Here is an 18,847-nt window from a genome sequence, read left to right on the forward strand (position 1 = left end):
GAGAACACGCTGCTCTTTGCCTTCATCGGCCAGGCGGCAGGCCAAGCAGGCATCCTGCTCATCGCCGCCTCTGCTGGCGAACATTGAGCCCCGCCGCCGAAAAGGCGACTACGTCAACGGCCTGTTATGGCCGGCAACCTGCGGCTGGCGATTGCTGATTATTTGGCGAAGTTTGAAGATGTTCAGTTCGATGGTATCGAAGCTGGTTTGGAAAAGCTCTTCCATGGGTTGAAATCGCGCGTTGTCGACGTAGTCGTCGCGCCGATCGGGCTCGAAGAGGAGGGAATAACATCCCGGCGCATATGGTCGGAGCGCCTTTATGCCGTTTTGCCTGTTGATCATGCCTTGGCAGAAAAGGAGCAGATCTACTGGCAGGACCTGCGTCGGGAGGTTTTCGTGGTTCCCGGAGGCGGCCTTGGGCCAGTCTTCGGCAATCTGATCGCGGCGCGCCTTACTGAGCAAGGCAACCGACCGAACATCATCCTACAGGACACAAGTCTTGAAAGCGTGCTGAGCATGGTCGCCGCCAAACGCTACATCTCGATTGCTACCGAAGCTTCGCAGGGTGTGGCGTGGACGGACCTATGCTTCCAAGATCTACACGACCCCACCGGTCCGGCCCGCCTCGAATATGCGCTCTACTGGCGCAAAAGCAACGACAACCCCGCGCTCCAGCATTTCTTCAAGTTGATTGAAGAGCGCTATCCTGGCTGAGCCGACCGCCGCGTCTTGGCAAAACTCCGGTCGGTCGCGATGAACCGCTCGATCATCGGCGGAATCAGCCGTTCGGGAGGTGGAGCACCTTTGGCATCGCCGCCATTCAACGCGGCTGCGTAGGCCATCAGGTCACGGTGAAGCCGGGCCGACACCTCAACCGTCAGTCGCACCGGCTTCTCGTCGGCCAGGTCGGCAAGCTTCAACCGCGTCATAGTCCGCCACCGAGCACTAGATCGCGCGTCACCAGCACACGCACCGGAAATCCCGGCCGGATCGTCAGTGTCGGCCGGACATTGAGTTCGCGCGACACGATCTGCTCGCCAGCGCGGCCCACACTGTCCTGTGTCCCACGGCGAAACGCACGCGCCAGATTGCCGTCGTCGCCTGAACCGAACTCCGAGCCCGCGCCGAGCAGTGTCGAAACCAGCGCGGCCTTGAATACACCGCCCCAGTGATAGTCGGTGCCGTCCTGGAGTCCGGCAAAGCCGCGTGGGTCCGAGGCGGGCTGGCGCTCCAGCACAATCGAGCGCCCATCGGGAAGGATCAGGCGGTTCCAGGCAAGCAGCACCCTGCTTTGCCCGAACGCGACATCGGCGTCATAATCGCCGATCAGCCGCGATCCTTGCGGGATCAGCAGGATGCGCCCGGTCGGACTGTCATAGACATTCTGGGTCACTTGCGCGGTCACCAGTCCCGGCAGGTCCGAACGGATGCCGGTGATCAGCGCCGCTGGAATGACCGAGCCTGCCTGAACGATATGCGTCGATGCCAACCCGGACAGCCGTTCGGCGGAAACCGTGCGGCGATCGGCAGCCCGCTCGAGAAACGCCTGTTTGCGGCCAGCTCCACCCTGGGTTCCTGCAGCAGGAGGTGTTTCTGGAGTTCCGGCGGGGGCGGCAGGTAATCCAGCGAACCCGGTTCCAGCATTCGTCGGCGACCCACCGCCGAAGAACAGGCGGCTGCCGCGCGCGGCCTCGCGTTCCTGTTCGGAGCGCTGGCGGGCTGCGTCGGCGGCATTGGCCGCTGGATTGGGCAGAGTGTCAGGCGGCTGCGCGCCAATCGGAGGCAAGGCGGCTACGTCACCGCGCCTCTGCGCATCCAGGATGGGCTTGCCGAGATCGCCGGGCAGCGGCGGGCCAAGCTTGGGCACCTGGCCATAATCCTTGGGCGCGCCTGCAAGATTGTCGGCCACGGCGACGCCATCGGTGTTGTAGAGTTCGGCTACGCCCTTTTGCCCTGCCGGTTGCAGTGCATGGATCAGCGCCCCGCCGACGAGCGCAAACCCGCTGGCAGATGCGATGCCGATGGCTTTGCGCGATAGGCGCATCACGCGCGGCGGGTCGCCGCGCAGTTTGACCGCGTTGTCGGGATCGACGGGCGGTGCCTCGGCACGGCCTTCCAGTTCCTCGTCGATCATGCCCGCCCCCGCCGATTGGAGACGATCCGTACCGTCTGCTGATCCTTGCGTCCGCCAAGCCGCAGCTCGGCGCGGGCGAACAGCCGATCGACGATCATGTAGCGGCCCGAAACGCGATAGTTGACCAATTCGGCCTCACCTTTCGCGCCAATCACGAATAGCGGCGGCAGTTCGCCCTGCGCGATGTCTTCAGGGAACTCGACGAACACGCGCGTACCATCATCGAACGCGCGAAGCGGTCGCCAGTCGGGGCTATCACCCTCGATCGCATAGCGGAAGTTGAGCAGCGACAGGTCCATCCCCGCCGCGACCGGCGCGGCGCGTTCGGCCTCTGCTCGCGCCTGGCGCAGTGCGATCAACTGATCCTGCGGATAGGTCCAGGAAACCGAAGCCATATAGACTGAAGGATTGGCGCGCAGTTCAAGATGATAGGTGCGCCGGTCGGTGTTGATCACAAGGTTGGTCGAAATGTCCGCGCGGATCGGTTTGACCAGAATATGCACCCGCGCCGCAGGACCGATCCCGCTGACCGTGTCGCCAATCATCCACCGGACGGTATCGCCAGCGGCGACCGGACCCGAGCCGACCAATTGTTCACCCTCCTGCAACGCGATGTCCGTCACTTGGCCGGGCTTAGCGTAAATCTGATAGAGCGCACCTTCGGTATAGGGAAACACCTGGATCGCGTTGATAAAACCGGTGCGATCGGGCTGCACCCGCGCTGCCTCCATCGCCGCTCCCACCCGGTCTTGGAGAGTGGGGCGACTCTGGGACGGGCGGGAGCGGCCCGCAGCGTGGGGAGGGGTGCGCTGCGGAAACACTTTGAGTTGGCCGGGCAGTGGAAGCGGCACAGGGATTGCCACGACCGCTGGTTCCGAATGGGGCGCCTGCGCAATCTCGTTAGGGAACGCAGGCGCGGCAGGCTGGTCCTTGGCCTGCGTAGGTGAAGCGAGCATCGCGCTTGCTGCAAACACTGAGGAAATTACGCGGCATGCCGCCGCTGACGAGCTGGTATTCATGATCCAAGTTCCTTCGACCAGTTGATGGCGTTGACGAAGACGCCGAGCGGGTTCTTGCGCACGGCGTCGGAAGTGCGCGGGATTTGCAGCGCGATGGTCAGGATCGCGGTCCAGCGGCTCGTTTCTGCAAGGCTGCCGTCGCGGTATCGCCGCTCGACCCAGGCGACGCGAAAGCTGGTCGGCGAGGCGCGGATCACGCTGGTGACGTCCACCCCGACCTGTTCGCGCCCGATCAGGGCGAACGGATCGTTGGTCCGGGCATAGTCGTTGAGCGCGAGCGCGCCCTTGTCGGTGGCAAAGTCGTAGGCCCGCAGCCAGTTCTGGCGGACGACGATCGGATCGTCGGGCACGGCGCGGACCTGCTCGATGAAGCGCGCTAGATGAAACGCGATCTGCGGGTCCGAAGGCGTATAGCCTATATCGGCGGGGGCAACCGCCTGGGCCTCGCCGAGCCGGTCAACCTGCACCACCCAAGGAACGATGGATCCGCGCGCTCCCTGCCAGATGATCCCGGCGGTGAGGCAGGTCGAAAGACCCAGCGCCCCGAAGAAGGCGAGCCGCCAGCTGCGCGCCTGTACGCGGGCCGAGCCGAGCCGGTCATCCCAGACCTGCGCGGCGCGCTGGTAAGGCGTTTCGGGTTCGGGGGACTTGCCGTAGCGGATCGAGGGTCGTCGGAACATGGGTCAGTCCTTTTCGCTAGTATCGATGGATGCCCCGCCGCCGTGGCTGTCGCCGGACTTGAGCGTATGGGCAGCGATGGTCGCGCCATGTGCGATGGTCTGGCGGTCCCTCATCGCCTTGGCCCAGGCGGGTTGGCCTTGGTCGGGGGCGGCGGGCGGCGAAGGCGGGGTATTGGGGCCAGGTGTGATCGTACCGCCGGTGTTGGTGATCGCGGCGCGGCTGCCTTCGCGGAACGACTGCTTCATACTGTCGCCCGCCTTGCGCAGCGGAGAAGTTGCAGCGCCAACGGCGGCATCGCCGACCGCGGCCATGCCCGAGCCGACCGCACTGGCGCCCGGTTTGCCTGCCGAACCGAGCGCATAGGCCATGGTCGCACCGCCAGCGGCACGCGAGGTGCCGTGTGCGACGTTGGAAGCGGCGCTGGCGACGGCACCACCTGCGAGTTTGGCACCCGCAACTGCACCAGCTGCGGCACCACCGGCAAGCAGCGCGGTTCCGGCGGCAGCGCCAGCGCCAAGCTGCGGTCCGCCCGAGACGATGCCGTTGGCGATGCCAGGTCCGAAGATGCCTAGGCCAAGCAGTGCGAGGCTTGCCAGCACAATTGACAGTGCGTCCTCAATCGTCGGCTCGCCCGCGATTGCCGAAGTGAACTCGGAGAAGATGGTCGAACCGATCCCGACGATCACCGCCAGCACCAGCACCTTGATGCCCGAGGACACCACATTTCCGAGCACGCGCTCGGCCATGAACGCGGTTTTGCCGAACAGTCCGAACGGGATCAGCACGAAGCCGCAGAGCGTGGTCAGCTTGAACTCGATCAGCGTGATGAACAGCTGGATCGAGAGGATGAAGAAGGCGATGATGACGATTGCCCAGGCGAGCAGCAGGATCACGATCTGGAGGAAGTTCTCGAAGAAGCTGACGAACCCCATCAAGTCCGAGATCGCGGTGAGCATCGGCTGCGCCGCATCGAGGCCGACCTGCGCGACCCGGCCTGGTTGCAATAGCTCGGCGGCAGTGAACCCGGTGCCGCTCGCTTTGAGCCCGAGACCGGCGAAGCTCTCGAAGACGATCCGGGCGAGATTGTTCCAGTTGCCGATGATGTAGGCGAAAATCCCGACGAACAGCGTCTTCTTGACCAGCCGCGCCAGCACATCGTCGGCCTCGCCCCAAGACCAGAACAGCGCGGCCAGCGTTACGTCGATCACGATCAGCGTGGTCGCGATAAATGCGACCTCGCCCGAGAGCAGACCGAAACCGCTGTCGATGTAGCGCGAGAAGATGTCGAGGAAACGGTCGACGACGCCGGTGCCACCCATGTTACTGGTCCTTCAAATCTGGAACATCGCTCGCCTGAGGCGGCGCGCCGGCATCGGCGGGTGGTTCACCGGCCTTGGCTTCCACCCCGAGAAACCGCCGCCGCTTCTCGGCCCAGGCCGCGCGGCAATCGGGCGCGGACAGCGCCAGCTCGCCCATGGCGGCGCAGGCGCGCAGCTGGGCGGGGAGAGGATCGCCGTCGGGTTCCCAGACGCTGATGACCTCGGTCGGCGGCGGTGCAGGCTCTTCGCGCAGCTGGAGCACGGACATGGTCAGCGCCACGGCGACAAACGCCCCGGCTCCGATCCGCGCGAAGAGCTTGGTGTCCATCGCCTCAGTTCCGGAACATCTGGGCATTGGCCGGAACGTAACCGCGCCCCGGCGCCATGAATCGGCGCAGCTGCTCCCGCGCCTGCGCCTTGGCTGCCGCCGAGTTCGCTGCATCGAGCGACTGCGCGCGGCCCATTGCCGCCACTGTGGCGATGAGGTCGGAGAGTTGCTGCGACTGCAGCGCAAGCAGCTGGTTCCCGGCCTGGGCCGCCTGAAGCGCGCCCGTCGCCGACTGGCTCGCTGTAACCAGGGTGTTGATCGCAGAGCGCGAGCCTTCGATATTGCTGACCGCGCCGGCCTGGACCTTGAGGGCATCTTCGAAGGCTGCGACGCTGTTCTTCCAGCGCTCCTCGGCAACTTGCACCATCTCGCGCTGGCTGCCGGTCAAGCTGGACGGTGAATACTGGCGCGCGAACTCTCGCTCGATCTGCTGGACGTCGAACGAGATGCGCTGCGCCTGCGCGAGGAGCTGCTGGGTCTGCCGGATCTGTTGCTGGAGCGGCTCCAGCATCGTGGTAGGCAGGCTCGCGAGGTTGCGCGCCTCGTTGACCAGCGAGGTCGCCTGATTCTGCAGCTGCCGAATCTGGTTGTTGATTTGCTCGAGTGTGCGCGCAGCGGTCAGGATGTTCTGCGAATAGTTCGAGGGATCGTAAACGATCCCGCCGAACTGGGCATAGGCGGGTGCGGGGACCAGCGCGGTCGCGGTCAGCGACAGGATCGCGGCACCGGCGGCGAGCGCACGGGTAAAACGGGAGGACTTCATGGCACTACTCCTTGGGTTGGCCCGATGGGGACGAAGCGTTTCGGGCTGGGGGGATTGAATCGGGGGGAAGCATGTCGGCAGCCCAGGCAAGGCCGCGATGGCGCAGCCAGGCGGGTGCGAAACCCGACGTGCCATGCGCGTCGGTCAGTTCGTCGATTGCGAGTTGGTCGGCCTTCGACGAGGTGGCGGTGAACGCGAGTGCGACTTCGCCCAGGCCCAGCTCAAACAGCCGGTTGCCGCGCGCGGACTGGCAATAGTAATCATGCTTGGGCGTCGCCCTCGCGACGATCTCGATCTGCCGGTCGTTGAGGCCGAACCGGCGATAGATCGACAATATCTGCGGCTCGACCGCGCGCTCATTGGGCAGGAATATGCGGGTCGGGCAGCTTTCGATGATGGCCGGCGCGATTGCCGATGTTTCGATGTCGGCGAGGCTCTGGGTCGCGAAGACCACGCTCGCGTTCTTCTTGCGTAGGGTCTTCAGCCACTCGCGCAGCTGTGCGGCGAAGGCAGGGCTGTCGAGCACCAGCCAGCCCTCGTCGATGATGATCATCGTTGGCGAGCCGTCGAGCCGCCCTTCGATCCGGTGGAACAGGTAGGAAAGCACGGCGGGCGCCGCCGCCGAACCGGTCAGCCCCTCGGTCTCAAAGGCCTGGAAGCTCGCTTCACCCAGGTGCTCGACCTCGGCGTCGAGCAGCCGACCGAACGGCCCGCCGATGCAATAGGGCGCGAGCGCCTGCTTCAAGGCCTGCGACTGGAGCAGCACGGCCAAGCCAGTCAGCGTGCGCTCTGCCACCGGTGCCGTGCTGAGCGATGTCAATGCTGACCAAAGATGCTCCTTGGTGACCGGATCGACCGTCACGCCCTCGGAGGCCAGGATTGCTTGAAGCCATTCAGCCGCCCAGTTGCGTTCGGCTGCCTCGTCGATGCGGGCAAGCGGCTGCAACTGCACCGCGCCAGCGCTGTCGTCGGAGAGGCTGTTTCCCAGGTCCTGCCAGTCGCCGCCGCAGGCGAGCGCGGCGGCGCGGATCGAGCCTCCGAAGTCGAACGCGAAGACCTGGGCGCGATCGTAGCGCCGGAACTGCAGCGCCATCAGCGCGAGCAGCACCGATTTGCCCGCACCGGTCGGGCCCACGATCAGCGAGTGGCCGACGTCGCCAACATGCAGCGAAAACCGGAATGGGGTCGAGCCTTCCGTCCGCGCGTAGAGCAGCGGGGGTGCGCGGAAATGCTCGTCCCATTCCGGCCCGGCCCACACGGCTGAGAGGGGGATCATGTGGGCCAGATTGAGCGTGGAGATCGGGGGCTGCCGGACATTGGCGTAGACATGGCCGGGGAGCGAGCCGAGCCAGGCCTCGACCCCGTTCATACCCTCGACGATCACGGTGAAATCGCGGCCCTGAATGACCTTCTCGACTAGGCGCAACTTTTCCGCGGCAAGTGCGGGATCCTCGTCCCACACCGTCACTGTGGCGGTAACATAGGCCTGGCCGACGAAATCCGATCCCAGCTCCTGCAGCGCCGCATCGGCGTCGGCGGCCTTGTTCGAAGCGTCGCTGTCGAGCAGCGTCGAGGCCTCGTTGGTCATCACCTCCTTGAGGATCGCCGCAACCGACTTCCTCTTGGCAAACCATTGCCGCCGGATTTTGGCCGTCAGCTTGGTCGCATCGGTCTTGTCGAGCATCACCGCGCGCGTCGACCAGCGATAGGCAAAGGCGAGCCGGTTGAGTTCGTCGAGCAAGCCCGGGAAGGTGCTGCTGGGGAAACCGACCACGGTGAGTGTGCACAGATGCGCGCGGCCCAGCTTCGGCTCGAGCCCGCCGGTCAGCGGCTCATCGGCAAGCAGCGCATCGAGGTGCATGGGCGTTTCCGGAACGCGGACGCGGTGGCTGCGGGTCGAAATGCAGCTATGCAGGTAAGTCAGCGTCTCGCTGTCATCGAGCCAGGCCACTTCGGGCACGAAACCTTCGACCAGACGCAACAGCCGGTCGGTCCGGTCGATGAAGAGGTCGAGCAGTTCTCGTGCGTTGATACCCTTCTCGGCCTTGCCCTCGTACAGCCAGCTTTCGGCGCGCGCGGCGTCTTCCGCAGGCGGCATCCACAACAGCGTCAGGAAATAGCGGCTCTCAAAATGCGCGCCTTCCTCGGCGAACTGCGCGGCGCGCTCACGCTCGACCAGCGCTGAGGCCGGGTCGGGAAAGTCGCTGTCGGGATAGTCATTCGCCGGACGGCGCACCGCCTCGACGAAGATCGCCCAGCCCGAGCCCAGCCGCCGCAGCGCGCTGTTGAGCCGGGCGGTCGTCGCGATCAGCTCTGCAGGAGTTGCGCTATCGAGATCGGGACCGCGAAAGCGGGCCGAGCGCTGGAAGCTGCCATCCTTGTTGAGCACGACGCCCGGCGCGACCAGTGCCGCCCAGGGCAGGAAGTCCGCGAGCCGGTCGGCCTTATTATGATATTCGCGAAGCGACAGCATCGGCTCAAACCCTCAGAAAGTTCGGAAAGCGCAGATGCCTGCGCGCGACATCGACGAACTGGGGATCGCGCCGCGCCGCCCAGACCGAGGCCATGTGGCCCAGTGCAAAGATCACCACGCCGGCGATCCACAGCCGCAGGCCGAGCCCGATCGCGGCGGCCAGCGTCGCGTTGGCGATGGCAAGCCCGCGCGGCGCGCCGCCGAGCAGGATATGCTCGGTCAGTGCGCGGTGGACGGGCACGACGTAGCCGGGGACGGTCTCGGGCGGCGCACCGTCCATCAGACCAGCGCTCCGCCGCCGAACGAGAAGAACGACAGGAAGAAGGACGAGGCGGCGAAGGCGATCGACAGGCCGAAAACGATCTGGATCATCCGCCGCGCGCCGCCCGAAGTATCGCCGAACGCCAGCGCCAAGCCAGTCGCGATGATAATAATGACCGCGACGATCTTGGCGACCGGACCCTGGATGGATTCGAGGATCGACTGGAGCGGCGCTTCCCACGGCATCGACGATCCCGCCGCATGGGCGGGCGTCGCGACCGAGAGGGTGACAAAGCCAACGCGCATAGCCGCGGACAGGCGGGCACGGGCGCGCGAAAGGGTCTGGATCACGAAATGTCTCCTTGAGGGTGGGGGGTGATGGGAAGGATCTGATAGTCGCCGTGGGCATCGAGCCCGGTGACCTGAGCAAGTTCGGCGAGGCGCCGCCCGGTGCCGTCGCGGACGAGCACGGCGATGACATCGATGGTCTCGGCGATGAGCGCGCGCGGCACGGTGACCACGCTTTCCTGGATCAGCTGCTCCATGCGCCGCAGCGTGCCAAGTGCAGACCCGGCGTGGATCGTCCCGACCCCGCCAGGATGGCCGGTGCCCCATGCCTTCAGAAGGTCGAGCGCTTCCGCGCCGCGCACTTCGCCGATGGGAATGCGGTCAGGCCGCAACCGCAGCGCCGAGCGGACGAGGTCTGAGAGGGTGGCAACGCCGTCCTTGGTACGCAATGACACAAGGTTCGGCGCGGCGCATTGCAGCTCGCGGGTGTCCTCGATCAGGACCACGCGGTCCTCGGTCTTGGCAACCTCGGCCAGCAGCGCATTGGTGAGGGTGGTCTTGCCGGTGGATGTGCCGCCAGCGACCAGGATGTTCTTGCGGGCTGCAACCGCTGCAACCAGCGCCTCAGCCTGCCACGCGGACATGATTTCCGCCGCGACATAATCCTCGAGCGTGAACACTGCGACAGCGGGCTTGCGGATCGCGAAGCTTGGTGCGACCACGACCGGAGGCAGCAGCCCCTCAAACCGCTCCCCCGTATCGGGAAGCTCCGCCGAGACCCGCGGCGCTTTAGCATGGACCTCGGCCCCGACATGATGGGCGACTAGCCTGATGATCCGCTCGCCATCGGCAGCGGACATCCCGTTCCCCGTATCGGCGATCCCGGCTCCCAACCGGTCGATCCACAGCCGCCCGTCGGGATTGAGCATGACTTCAATGACTGAGGCGTCCTCAAGCCAGGCAGCGATCTCCGGCCCGAGCGCAGTGCGCAGCATCCGTGCACCGCGCGACGATGCCTGGGATTTGATCGGGATGACGCTCATGAATCGCCTCGTATGGACAGGGCTGACCGACCATCGGCGACCCCGCGAGGCGGATCAAAGAGGCATCAAAACTGGCTTTGGCAACAGCTTGTTGCAGCGGGCGTATGCTAGCGAAAACGCAGAAAGGTTCGGCGGAACCGCCAGTAAAATGCCAGGCAGGAATCGCTGACATTCCGGCCGTTAAGGCCGTACCGTGTCCTCATCTAAAGCTGCCGTAGGTTCACGAACTGTAAGGGGAAATGTCGCCATATCGCGCATCGCCGAAACGCAGACATTTTTGGGTGCCTTTCGTCAGTCGCGGTAGCGCAGGCGGTCAACCACGAGCCTGAACGCAGGCGAGGTCTGCCTGCGGGATGGATAATAGAGATAGTAGCCGTCGAAAGGCGGTGACCAGTCCTCGAGCACGCGTACCAAGGCTCCTGAGGAGAGCAGCGGAGCGGCCTGGTCTTCCAGGACGTAGCCGATGCCATGACCAGCCGCAGCCGCCCCTAGGATGAGCCGAATTCGGTTGAACACCAGCTGCCCGTCCACCTTGACCCGGAGCTCGCGTCCATCCTTCTCGAACTCCCAGGCGTAAATCCCTCCCGCGCTTGTCATACGTAGGTTGATGCAGCGGTGCGCAGCGAGATCCTGCGGCACGATCGGGGTGCCGTGTTCAGCGAAATAGGCCGGGGACGATACTGCAGCCATACGCAGGCGGGGACTGATGCGGACGGCGATCATGTCCTTCGCGAGAGCCTCGCCAAGCCGGACGCCGGCGTCGAAGCGGTCTGCAACGATATCGGAAAACCCGGACTCAACGTGCACCTCCACGTGAATATCGGGATATTCGGTGACCAACCCATCAATGGCGGGCCACAGGATCGTCTCGGCCGCATGCTCGGACGCATTGATGCGGATAGTGCCGGCCGGGCGCTCGCGCAGCAAAGTGAGCGCGGCCAAGCGCTCGTCGATCTCATCGATCGCGGGCCGGAGGGTTTCAAGCAGACGCTCCCCTGCCTCTGTCGGCGCCACACTTCGCGTCGTTCGTGTCAGAAGCCGCAGACCAAGCCGCGTCTCGAGCCGTCGCACGGTATGGCTGAGCGCAGACTGGGAAACACCGAGCTTCTTCGCGGCGCCTGTGAAACTCTGTTCCTCAGCAACCGCCAAGAACATCGTCAGATCCGCCATGTCTTCGCGCCGCATATCGCGTCCTTAGAGTTCCATGACTCAGATTCATAGACCCTAGTCTTATTTAAACTCTAATTTCTAGATCAAAGCGGCTCTAAGTCTATTGGCATGACGGTGCACTGAGTCGCCCCTCTTCAAGGAGAAAGACAATGACGAATGTGGTGGTCGTGATTGGCGCCGGCGGGATCGGTCTCGCGATCGCGCGGCGGCAGGGATTTGGAAAGACGGTCCTCCTGGCCGACTGGAATGAGGGAACACTGAGCGCAGGCGCCGAAGCACTGCAAAGTGCCAGCTACAAAGTCGAGACGCGGCAGGTTGATGTTTCCTCCCGAGAGTCTGTGGGTGCCCTAGCGGAAACTGCAGCGGCGCTGGGCAGCGTCGAACAGGTGGTCAACACCGCCGGCCTTTCGCCCAACATGGCGGCGCCGGAGCAGGTGATCAAAGTCGATTTATATGGCTCGGCCGTTGTGTTCGAGGAGTTCGGGCGGGTGATTGCTCCCGGCGGGTCCGGACTCGTCATCTCCAGCATGGCCGGGCACATGCAGCCGCCGCTTTCGCCCGAGGACGAGCAGGGTCTTGCCCTCGCGCCAGCCGATGACTTGCTCGACCTGCCGATCGTCAAGGACGTGCCAAATTCCATGGCTGCCTACATTCTTGCCAAGAAAGCAAACCACCTGCGCGTCCAAGGCGAGGCGATGCGGTGGGGCGCGAAAGGCGCGCGGGTAAATTCGCTGAGCCCAGGGATTGTCCTGACGCCGCTGGCGCTTCACGAACTGAATTCTCCAATAGGCGATGGATATCGCGCCATGGTCGATGCCTCACCCGCCAGGCGCATGGCCCCGCCCGAGGAAATCGCGATCGCTGCCGGCTATCTATTGGGTCCGGACGCAGGCTTCATCACTGGCAGCGATCTTCTGATCGACGGCGGCGTCATCGCGGCGATGCGCGCCGGCAAGCTGCCGATCCCAGGCTAAGGCCCCGCGAAACCGGATTAGGAGAAGCAACATGAAAACACGCTTGCTGGGCACGCTGCCGGTGTCCGAGATCGGCTTTGGCACAATGAGCTTCGCATCGATGTACGGCGCGAGCCCCGACAATGATGAGGCGATCCGCGTCATTCGGGGCGCGCACGAACTCGGCGTCACTTTCTTCGACACCGCCGAAGCCTACGGGCCCTGGACCAATGAGGTGCTGGTGGGTGGGGCCCTGACGCCTGTCCGCGATGAGGTGGTGATCGCCACCAAGTTCGGCTGGAACATCGATCCCGATACCGGTGAGCGTCTTCCCGGCCTCAACAGCCGCCCCGATCATATCAAGCGCGTCGCAGATGCCATGCTCAAGCGGCTCGGCGTCGAGACGATCGACCTTCTCTACCAACATCGGGTCGATCCCGAGGTGCCGGTCGAGGATGTCGCCGGCACGGTCAAAGAGTTGATCGAGGCGGGCAAGGTTCGTCACTTCGGCCTGTCGGAAGCAGCCGCCGGCACGATCCGGCGCGCTCATGCCGTACAACCGGTTACGGCGGTGCAGAGCGAATACTCGCTGTGGACCCGTGAGCCGGAGCCTGAAGTTCTGCCGGTCTGCGAGGAACTCGGAATAGGGTTCGTCCCGTGGAGCCCGCTCGGCGCCGGCTTTCTCACCGGAGCGATCGACGCGACCACGAAGCTCGAAGCCGACGACTTCCGAAACGCCTCACCGCGCTTCACGCCCGAGGCGCGTGAAGCGAACCAGGCTTTGGTCGAGCTTCTTCGCGACGTTGCCGCCGACAAGGGTGCGACACCGGCGCAGATCGCGATCGCGTGGCTGCTGGCGCAGAAGCCCTCGATCGTGCCGATCCCAGGTACCCGGCGGCTCGATCGCGTTCGCGAGAATGTCGGTGCCGCCGATATCACGCTGACCGCGTCCGACCTCGAGCAGATCGAAGGGGCCGCTGCGCGCATCCAAATCCAGGGTGAGCGACTGCCCGAAGCGGTCCTCCAATTTTCCTACCGCTAATATTCCCAAGGAGCAGCGCTCATGAAGACTCGCACTCTCGGCACCGGCTCAAGCAGCCTCGCCGTTTCCGCCATCGGCTTCGGCTGCATGGGTCTCGACTTCGGCTATGCCGAAAAGGTCAGCAAGGCAGACGGCATCGCCCTCATCGGCCAGGCGGTGGGTCTCGGAGTTACCTTCTTCGACACCGCCGAGGTATATGGCCCCTTCACCAATGAGGAGATGGTCGGAGAGGCGCTGAGGCCTGTGCGCGATCAGGTGGTGATCGCCACCAAGTTCGGCTTCGATATTGACCCTGCCACCGGTGAGAATCGGGGTGGCATGAACAGCCGGCCCGAACATATCCGGCAGGCCGTTGAGGGATCGCTTCGCAGGCTCGGCATCGAGACCATCGACCTGCTGTACCAGCATCGCGTTGATCCGAACGTTCCGATCGAAGATGTCGCCGGTGCCGTTCGGGATCTCATCGCAGAGGGCAAGGTCAAGGCCTTCGGATTGTCCGAGCCGGGTGCGCAGACGCTTCGCCGCGCCCACGCCGTTCAGCCGGTGACGGCCGTCCAAAACGAATATTCCTTGTGGTGGCGTGCGCCGGAGACGAACGGGATCGTCGAGGCCTGCGACGAGCTCGGCATCGGCTTTGTGCCCTACAGCCCGCTCGGCAAGGGCTTCCTCACGGGCGCAATGTCCGGCTCGACCAAGCTCGGCGAGGGGGACTTCCGCGCCAGCACGCCGCGTTTCCAGCCGGAGGCCATGGCGAGGAACGAGGCCTTCGTCGATCTGCTGAAGCGTATCGCAGACGATAAGGGCGCCACCCCGGCGCAGATCGCGCTCGCATGGCTGCTCGCGCAGCGGCCTTACATCGTGCCGATCCCGGGCACGACCAAGTTGCACCGGCTCAAGGAGAACCTCGGTTCAGCCGATGTCGAGCCGATCGAAGCTGACCTCGCTGAGATCAAAGCCGCGCTGGCCGACCTTGAGGTCGCTGGCGAACGCTATGCGCCCGCTCAGGCTGCGATGGTTGGTCGAGAGGCGCCGGCGAAGGAGGAAGTGTGACAAAGGTCATCGTTCTCGCTGGCGCTGGGTTGATCGGCCAGGCGATCGCTCGTCGCGTGTTCGACCGCACGGTCGACCTGGACGGCGTGCCCGACGGCTACAGCGCGATGAACGATCGCGAGGCGCTCAAGTTGTTGGTCCGTCCATGACGCGGGGCTCAGAGAAATGAAAGGATGACCGATGAGCAACCTCATCAGAGCAAATTTAGACCGGCGAAGTTTTCTCATTGGCAGCGGGGCGATGGCAGCGGCCGCGCTTGCAACGTCGGCAACGCCAGCGAGTGCTCAGTTGCTCGCCGCATCACCCGGCGGCCGTCGTCGCATCGGCTCGTTCCACGTAACGCCAATCGCGCTAGGCTGCATGAACGCTGCCTGGGGCTTTGGCCCGCCAATGGCGAAAGGCGACGCGGCGAGACTCTTCCGTCACGCGGCCGACGTCGGCGTCACCATGTTCGACACCGCCGAGGCCTACGGCGCCTGGCTCAGTGAGGAGATGGTCGGCGAGGCTCTGGCTCCCATCCGCCAACGCGTGATCATCGCGACGAAGTTCGGCTTCGCAATCGATAGTCGCGGTGAGATCACTGGTCTCAACAGCCGCCCGGACAATATCCGTCGCGCCCTTGAAGGTTCACTGCGCCGACTGAAGACCGATTATGTGGATCTTCTCTATCAACACCGCGTCGACCCGACTGTCCCGATCGAGGATGTCGCCGGCACGGTGGCTGACCTCATCCGTGAGGGGAAGGTCCGCTCGTTTGGTCTGTCCGAGGCGGCCGCGGCCACAATCCGACGCGCGCACGCCGTTCAGCCGGTCGTTGCCCTTCAGAACGAATATTCCGTTTGGTCGCGGGATCCCGAAGTCGAGGTGATGGCCGTCTGCGAGGAGCTCGGCATTGCCCTTGTTCCTTGGTCACCAGTCGGAAAGGGGTTTCTCACCGGCACGGTGAGGCCGGAAAGCAGGTTCGTGTCAACCGACCGCCGCAGCACGATGCCGCGCTTCACGCCCGAGGCGATGCGCACGAACTGGGAGGTCGTCGAGCTCCTGCGCGAGGTCGGAAGTCGGCATGGCGTGACGCCAGGGCAGACGGCGCTTGCCTGGCTGCTGCACCGGCGGCCCTACATCGTCCCCATCCCCGGAACAACGAAGCGGCAACATCTTGAGCAGAATGTCGCCGCCGCCAACGTCCGCCTGACGGCTGAGGACATGCGCGACATCGAACAGGGCTTCGCGCGCCTCACCATCGTCGGCGAACGGGGGGCTCCGGGAGTGATGGACCTCATCGAGCCCGGAGCCAAGCTCGGCACCAGTTCGCGGGGCACCAACGGGACCTCACCGCTGCCGCGTCGGGCGGCGGCGTGACAGACGGGCCCAACCTGACGCGGCGCGGTCTGGTGGCCGCGTCGGCGCTCGCGCCGTTTTTGGCGACAACGTCCGCCTGCGCTCAGGCTCCGCAAGGGACTGCGGGCACTTCGCCAATTCTGGTCGCCTATTTCACGCGCAGCGGCAACACACGGGTTATCGCGCGCGGCATTGCACGGGCGCTTGGAGCCGGATTGTTCGAGGTGGAGCCAGCGCGCCCCTACCCCGACGATTATGATGAGACGGTCGCCCAGGCAGAGCGCGAGCGGCAGGCCGAATACAGACCAGCGCTCGCCGCCTCCGTTTCCGGCTTGGCGAGTTACCAGACTATCTTCCTCGGCTTCCCGATCTGGGGAATGACGGCGCCCTCGATCATCCGCTCTTTCCTCTCGGAGCACGATCTTTCGGGCAAGACGCTGGTCCCGTTTATCACGCACGGCGGCTACGGCACCGGCAGCAGCCTCGACGTGCTCAGCCGCCACGCGCCGCAGGCGCGCCTCATCGACCCGTTCGTGCTCGAATGCGACCAGGAACGCCGCACCCTCAACTCGGTGAACGATTGGTTGGACGGGCTTGAGCTGCCCAGCCGATCACAACCCACGAAAGGACAGTAGATGATTAACTCCGAGGCCTTCGCGGTGGATCGGCGCACCTTTGGGCTGGCATCGCTTGCTGCTGGAGCGGCGGTGATGGCGCCTCGCACCGCTAGCGCGGCTTTTGCACAAGCGGGCAATGGCTCCACAAGGCGGCTTGGCACGCTGGAAGTGTCTGCAATCGGCCTTGGCTGCATGAGCATGAACAGCGGCAACTACAATGCGCCACGCCACCCCTCGGAGATGGCACGCCTCATTCATCAGGCCGTGGACCGGGGCGTGACACTGTTCGACACCGCCGAGGCCTATGGGCCATTCGTCAACGAGGATCTGGTCGGCGAGGCGCTGGCCCCAGTGCGGCAACGCGTCGTCATCGCGACCAAGTTCGGCTTTGCTATCGACTCCAACGGACGCCGCACCGGCGGACTGAACAGTCGACCTGACCACATCCGATCGGTCGTGGATGCATCGCTGCGACGGCTGCGCACCGACCATATCGATCTGCTTTACCAGCACCGAGTGGATCCCGCCGTTCCAATCGAGGATGTGGCCGGCACCGTCCGCGACCTCATCAGCGCCGGCAAGGTGCGTGATTTCGGTTTGTCCGAACCGGGGTTGAATACGCTGCGACGGGCCCATGCAGTACAGCCGCTCGCGGCGGTCCAGAATGAATATTCACTCCTGTGGCGGGGCCCGGAACAAGGGTTGCTGGTGGTACTTGAGGAACTCGGAATCGGCCTGGTCCCGTGGAGCCCGCTTGGCGTGGGCTTCCTGACGGGGGACATCACGCCGCGCACGCGTTTCGACGCGCCCGGCTATTCCGACTACCGTCGAAACCAGCCTCGCTTTACGGCGGCGGCTCTGGCGGCGAACATGCCGCTCGTTGCGCTGGTCCGCGACTGGGCGACGCGCAAGCAGGCGACACCCGCGCAGGTGTCTCTTGCCTGGCTGCTTGCGCAACGGCCCTGGATCGTGCCGATCCCGGGCACGACGCACGCTCAACACCTCGACGAGAATCTCGGCGCGCTGGACGTGACTTTCACTCCGGCAGAGCTCTCCGAGCTCAACGCAGCCGCACGGGGCATTCCGATCACCGGCGACCGGCTCAGGCCGGAGCAGCTCGCCATGGCTGGGCGCGAAGCCCCGATGCGGCGCTGACGACGATCAGGAACAAGAAAGATGAACATTCTCATTCTCGGAGCCCATGGGCAGATTGCCCGTGAGGCGACCAAGCTGTTCCTCGAACGCACGGATGCCCTCCTGACGGTCTATGCGCGGCGCGTGGATAAACTGCGCAGAACGCTAACATTGCGGACGTTTGAGGCCGATTCTTCCACGTAGGAATTCTGTCGTTCGTTCATCACAGCCGTTGGAACCGCTGCTTTGGCTCAGAGCTTGCAGCCGCAGTCTTCGCGCTTCTTATTGGGGGAGGAAATTCAGCGGGTTAGTGCTAAGCAGTGTGCTCATCCGCTCGAGTTTTTTGAAAATTCCAGATTCATGATAATTAACGTCCCGACCGCAATTGGCCTGAACGAGACAGCACAAAAGCTCCATTTTCGCGCTTGGAACGGCTTGATGGATATCTTCAGCGCCAGCCCAGGCAGGACACTTGAGGAGGACGATTGGACTGAAGAGCGTGCGGAGTACCTCGACTCAGCTCAGGAAGAACTTCAAGCGATCCTTGCAATTGTTCAACAAAGTAACGAGCTTGCGCTAAAAGCTCGTATCGCATCTGTGAGCCCTTATCTGCTTCTCCTAAACTCAGGCATCTCCTTTTCGACCAAGAGGGGAGATATTGATTTTTCGAACCTTCGGACACTTGATGCGGTAGATTTGCCCAAGGCCGTCAATTCCATTTGTGCTGAAACTCTCAGTCAAAAGTATATACAGCAGTACAATGATTTACGAATACAACGAAATCAATTTGCACACCTCGGGAACACAACAGCATACCTTTCTCCTGACGCCATGCTTAGCGACCTTGTCGATCAGTATCTTGAGCTGTGGCCCAACGGGGTCTGGTTGAAGGATCGCGTTCATTGCGCTTATGCAGGCCGCGGAACTTACTTCGACGACAAGAACTGGTCACCCCGCCGGTCGGTAATGGCTAACTTCGTTGATGACTGCCAAGCGATGACCACCGGGCAGTTCAAAAGCCTCTTCGGCATCGCTAAATCTGCGCTTAAATTTTGCTGCCACGTATGCAGAAATGATTGGGCGATCGAGCGTTGGGGGCCTAGTCCTCGTAACAGCCCGTTGACGAAGTCGGGTCCGTCTGATTCAGAGAGAGTATTGAAGGACGAGATAGGCTGCAGCGATGGCGATGAGGCGTGATGGGGATGTTCAGCCGGATCTGATCGTGTCCTGGTCG

22 protein-coding genes are annotated in these 18,847 nt (G+C 64.0%); 10 read left to right on the forward strand and 12 right to left on the reverse strand.

Going from position 1 to position 18,847, the window contains the following annotated elements; genetic code table 11:
* Positions 1-126: 126 nt before the first annotated feature.
* A complete protein-coding gene (locus KYX69_RS21745; protein WP_300501428.1) occupies positions 127-714 on the forward strand; it encodes a LysR family substrate-binding domain-containing protein in 588 nt (195 codons plus the stop codon).
* Here the strand turns inward: KYX69_RS21745 and KYX69_RS21750 are convergent.
* The 12 genes from KYX69_RS21750 to KYX69_RS21805 form a co-directional block, all read right to left on the reverse strand.
* Positions 702-929: a DUF2274 domain-containing protein gene (locus KYX69_RS21750; RefSeq protein ID WP_300501430.1), complete on the reverse strand. Its 228-nt coding sequence runs from the start codon at positions 927-929 to the stop codon at positions 702-704. The two genes, KYX69_RS21745 and KYX69_RS21750, sit on opposite strands and share 13 nt — an antisense overlap.
* Positions 926-2,134, reverse strand: a complete 1,209-nt coding sequence (locus tag KYX69_RS21755) for a TrbI/VirB10 family protein (RefSeq protein WP_300501432.1) — start codon at positions 2,132-2,134, stop codon at positions 926-928. The genes KYX69_RS21750 and KYX69_RS21755 overlap by 4 nt, the downstream gene beginning before the upstream one ends.
* Entirely contained in the window at positions 2,131-3,153 is a 1,023-nt protein-coding gene (gene trbG / locus KYX69_RS21760) for a P-type conjugative transfer protein TrbG (protein WP_300501434.1), read from the reverse strand. Before trbG ends, KYX69_RS21755 begins: the two co-directional genes overlap by 4 nt.
* Positions 3,150-3,833, reverse strand: a complete 684-nt coding sequence (gene trbF / locus KYX69_RS21765) for a conjugal transfer protein TrbF (RefSeq protein WP_300501436.1) — start codon at positions 3,831-3,833, stop codon at positions 3,150-3,152. Before trbF ends, trbG begins: the two co-directional genes overlap by 4 nt.
* A 3-nt stretch (positions 3,834-3,836) precedes the next feature.
* On the reverse strand, positions 3,837-5,153 hold the full coding sequence (trbL, locus tag KYX69_RS21770) for a P-type conjugative transfer protein TrbL (RefSeq protein WP_300501438.1): 1,317 nt from the start codon (positions 5,151-5,153) through the stop codon (positions 3,837-3,839).
* Position 5,154: 1 nt separating this feature from the next.
* Positions 5,155-5,481 carry a putative entry exclusion protein TrbK-alt gene (gene trbK-alt, locus KYX69_RS21775; protein WP_300501440.1) on the reverse strand — a complete coding sequence of 109 codons (327 nt, stop codon included), beginning with the start codon at positions 5,479-5,481 and terminating at the stop codon, positions 5,155-5,157.
* Between the two features lie 4 nt (positions 5,482-5,485).
* The gene (trbJ, locus tag KYX69_RS21780; RefSeq protein ID WP_300501442.1) at positions 5,486-6,244 is read right to left on the reverse strand and encodes a P-type conjugative transfer protein TrbJ; all 759 of its coding nucleotides are present in this window, start codon (positions 6,242-6,244) and stop codon (positions 5,486-5,488) included.
* Between the two features lie 4 nt (positions 6,245-6,248).
* The gene (trbE, locus tag KYX69_RS21785; RefSeq protein WP_300501444.1) at positions 6,249-8,717 is read right to left on the reverse strand and encodes a conjugal transfer protein TrbE; all 2,469 of its coding nucleotides are present in this window, start codon (positions 8,715-8,717) and stop codon (positions 6,249-6,251) included.
* 4 nt (positions 8,718-8,721) lie between these two features.
* Entirely contained in the window at positions 8,722-8,997 is a 276-nt protein-coding gene (locus KYX69_RS21790) for a VirB3 family type IV secretion system protein (protein ID WP_300501446.1), read from the reverse strand.
* Positions 8,997-9,329, reverse strand: coding sequence for a TrbC/VirB2 family protein (locus KYX69_RS21795; protein WP_300501448.1), 333 nt, complete (start codon positions 9,327-9,329; stop codon positions 8,997-8,999). Before KYX69_RS21795 ends, KYX69_RS21790 begins: the two co-directional genes overlap by 1 nt.
* The gene (gene trbB, locus KYX69_RS21800) at positions 9,326-10,309 is read right to left on the reverse strand and encodes a P-type conjugative transfer ATPase TrbB (protein WP_300501449.1); all 984 of its coding nucleotides are present in this window, start codon (positions 10,307-10,309) and stop codon (positions 9,326-9,328) included. The genes KYX69_RS21795 and trbB overlap by 4 nt, the downstream gene beginning before the upstream one ends.
* Positions 10,310-10,600: 291 nt before the next feature.
* Positions 10,601-11,494, reverse strand: a complete 894-nt coding sequence (locus tag KYX69_RS21805; RefSeq protein WP_300501451.1) for a LysR family transcriptional regulator — start codon at positions 11,492-11,494, stop codon at positions 10,601-10,603.
* A gap of 134 nt (positions 11,495-11,628) precedes the next feature.
* Here KYX69_RS21805 and KYX69_RS21810 point away from each other — a divergent pair, with 134 nt between their 5' ends.
* Genes KYX69_RS21810 through KYX69_RS21850 form a run of 9 tightly spaced genes read left to right on the forward strand, consistent with a single transcriptional unit; the run spans position 11,629 to position 18,810 of the window.
* The gene (locus KYX69_RS21810) at positions 11,629-12,453 is read left to right on the forward strand and encodes an SDR family oxidoreductase (RefSeq protein ID WP_300501453.1); all 825 of its coding nucleotides are present in this window, start codon (positions 11,629-11,631) and stop codon (positions 12,451-12,453) included.
* A 31-nt stretch (positions 12,454-12,484) separates the two neighbouring features.
* The gene (locus KYX69_RS21815) at positions 12,485-13,474 is read left to right on the forward strand and encodes an aldo/keto reductase (protein WP_300501455.1); all 990 of its coding nucleotides are present in this window, start codon (positions 12,485-12,487) and stop codon (positions 13,472-13,474) included.
* A gap of 21 nt (positions 13,475-13,495) precedes the next feature.
* A complete protein-coding gene (locus tag KYX69_RS21820; RefSeq protein ID WP_300501457.1) occupies positions 13,496-14,524 on the forward strand; it encodes an aldo/keto reductase in 1,029 nt (342 codons plus the stop codon).
* The gene (locus tag KYX69_RS21825; protein ID WP_300501459.1) at positions 14,521-14,673 is read left to right on the forward strand and encodes a hypothetical protein; all 153 of its coding nucleotides are present in this window, start codon (positions 14,521-14,523) and stop codon (positions 14,671-14,673) included. The genes KYX69_RS21820 and KYX69_RS21825 overlap by 4 nt, the downstream gene beginning before the upstream one ends.
* Before the next feature lie 31 nt (positions 14,674-14,704).
* Entirely contained in the window at positions 14,705-15,883 is a 1,179-nt protein-coding gene (locus KYX69_RS21830) for an aldo/keto reductase (RefSeq protein WP_300501461.1), read from the forward strand.
* The gene (locus KYX69_RS21835; protein WP_300501463.1) at positions 15,880-16,497 is read left to right on the forward strand and encodes a flavodoxin; all 618 of its coding nucleotides are present in this window, start codon (positions 15,880-15,882) and stop codon (positions 16,495-16,497) included. Before KYX69_RS21830 ends, KYX69_RS21835 begins: the two co-directional genes overlap by 4 nt.
* Positions 16,498-17,634 (forward strand): aldo/keto reductase, encoded by a 1,137-nt coding sequence (locus tag KYX69_RS21840; RefSeq protein WP_300501464.1) that lies wholly within the window; start codon positions 16,498-16,500, stop codon positions 17,632-17,634.
* A gap of 21 nt (positions 17,635-17,655) precedes the next feature.
* The gene (locus KYX69_RS21845; protein ID WP_300501466.1) at positions 17,656-17,817 is read left to right on the forward strand and encodes a hypothetical protein; all 162 of its coding nucleotides are present in this window, start codon (positions 17,656-17,658) and stop codon (positions 17,815-17,817) included.
* A 42-nt stretch (positions 17,818-17,859) separates the two neighbouring features.
* On the forward strand, positions 17,860-18,810 hold the full coding sequence (locus KYX69_RS21850) for a hypothetical protein (RefSeq protein WP_300501468.1): 951 nt from the start codon (positions 17,860-17,862) through the stop codon (positions 18,808-18,810).
* The last annotated feature ends 37 nt before the right edge of the window (positions 18,811-18,847 follow it).

Origin of the sequence: Sphingomonas sp., from assembly GCF_030145815.1 — a bacterium.
In the GTDB taxonomy this organism is placed as follows: Bacteria; Pseudomonadota; Alphaproteobacteria; order Sphingomonadales; family Sphingomonadaceae; genus Sphingomonas.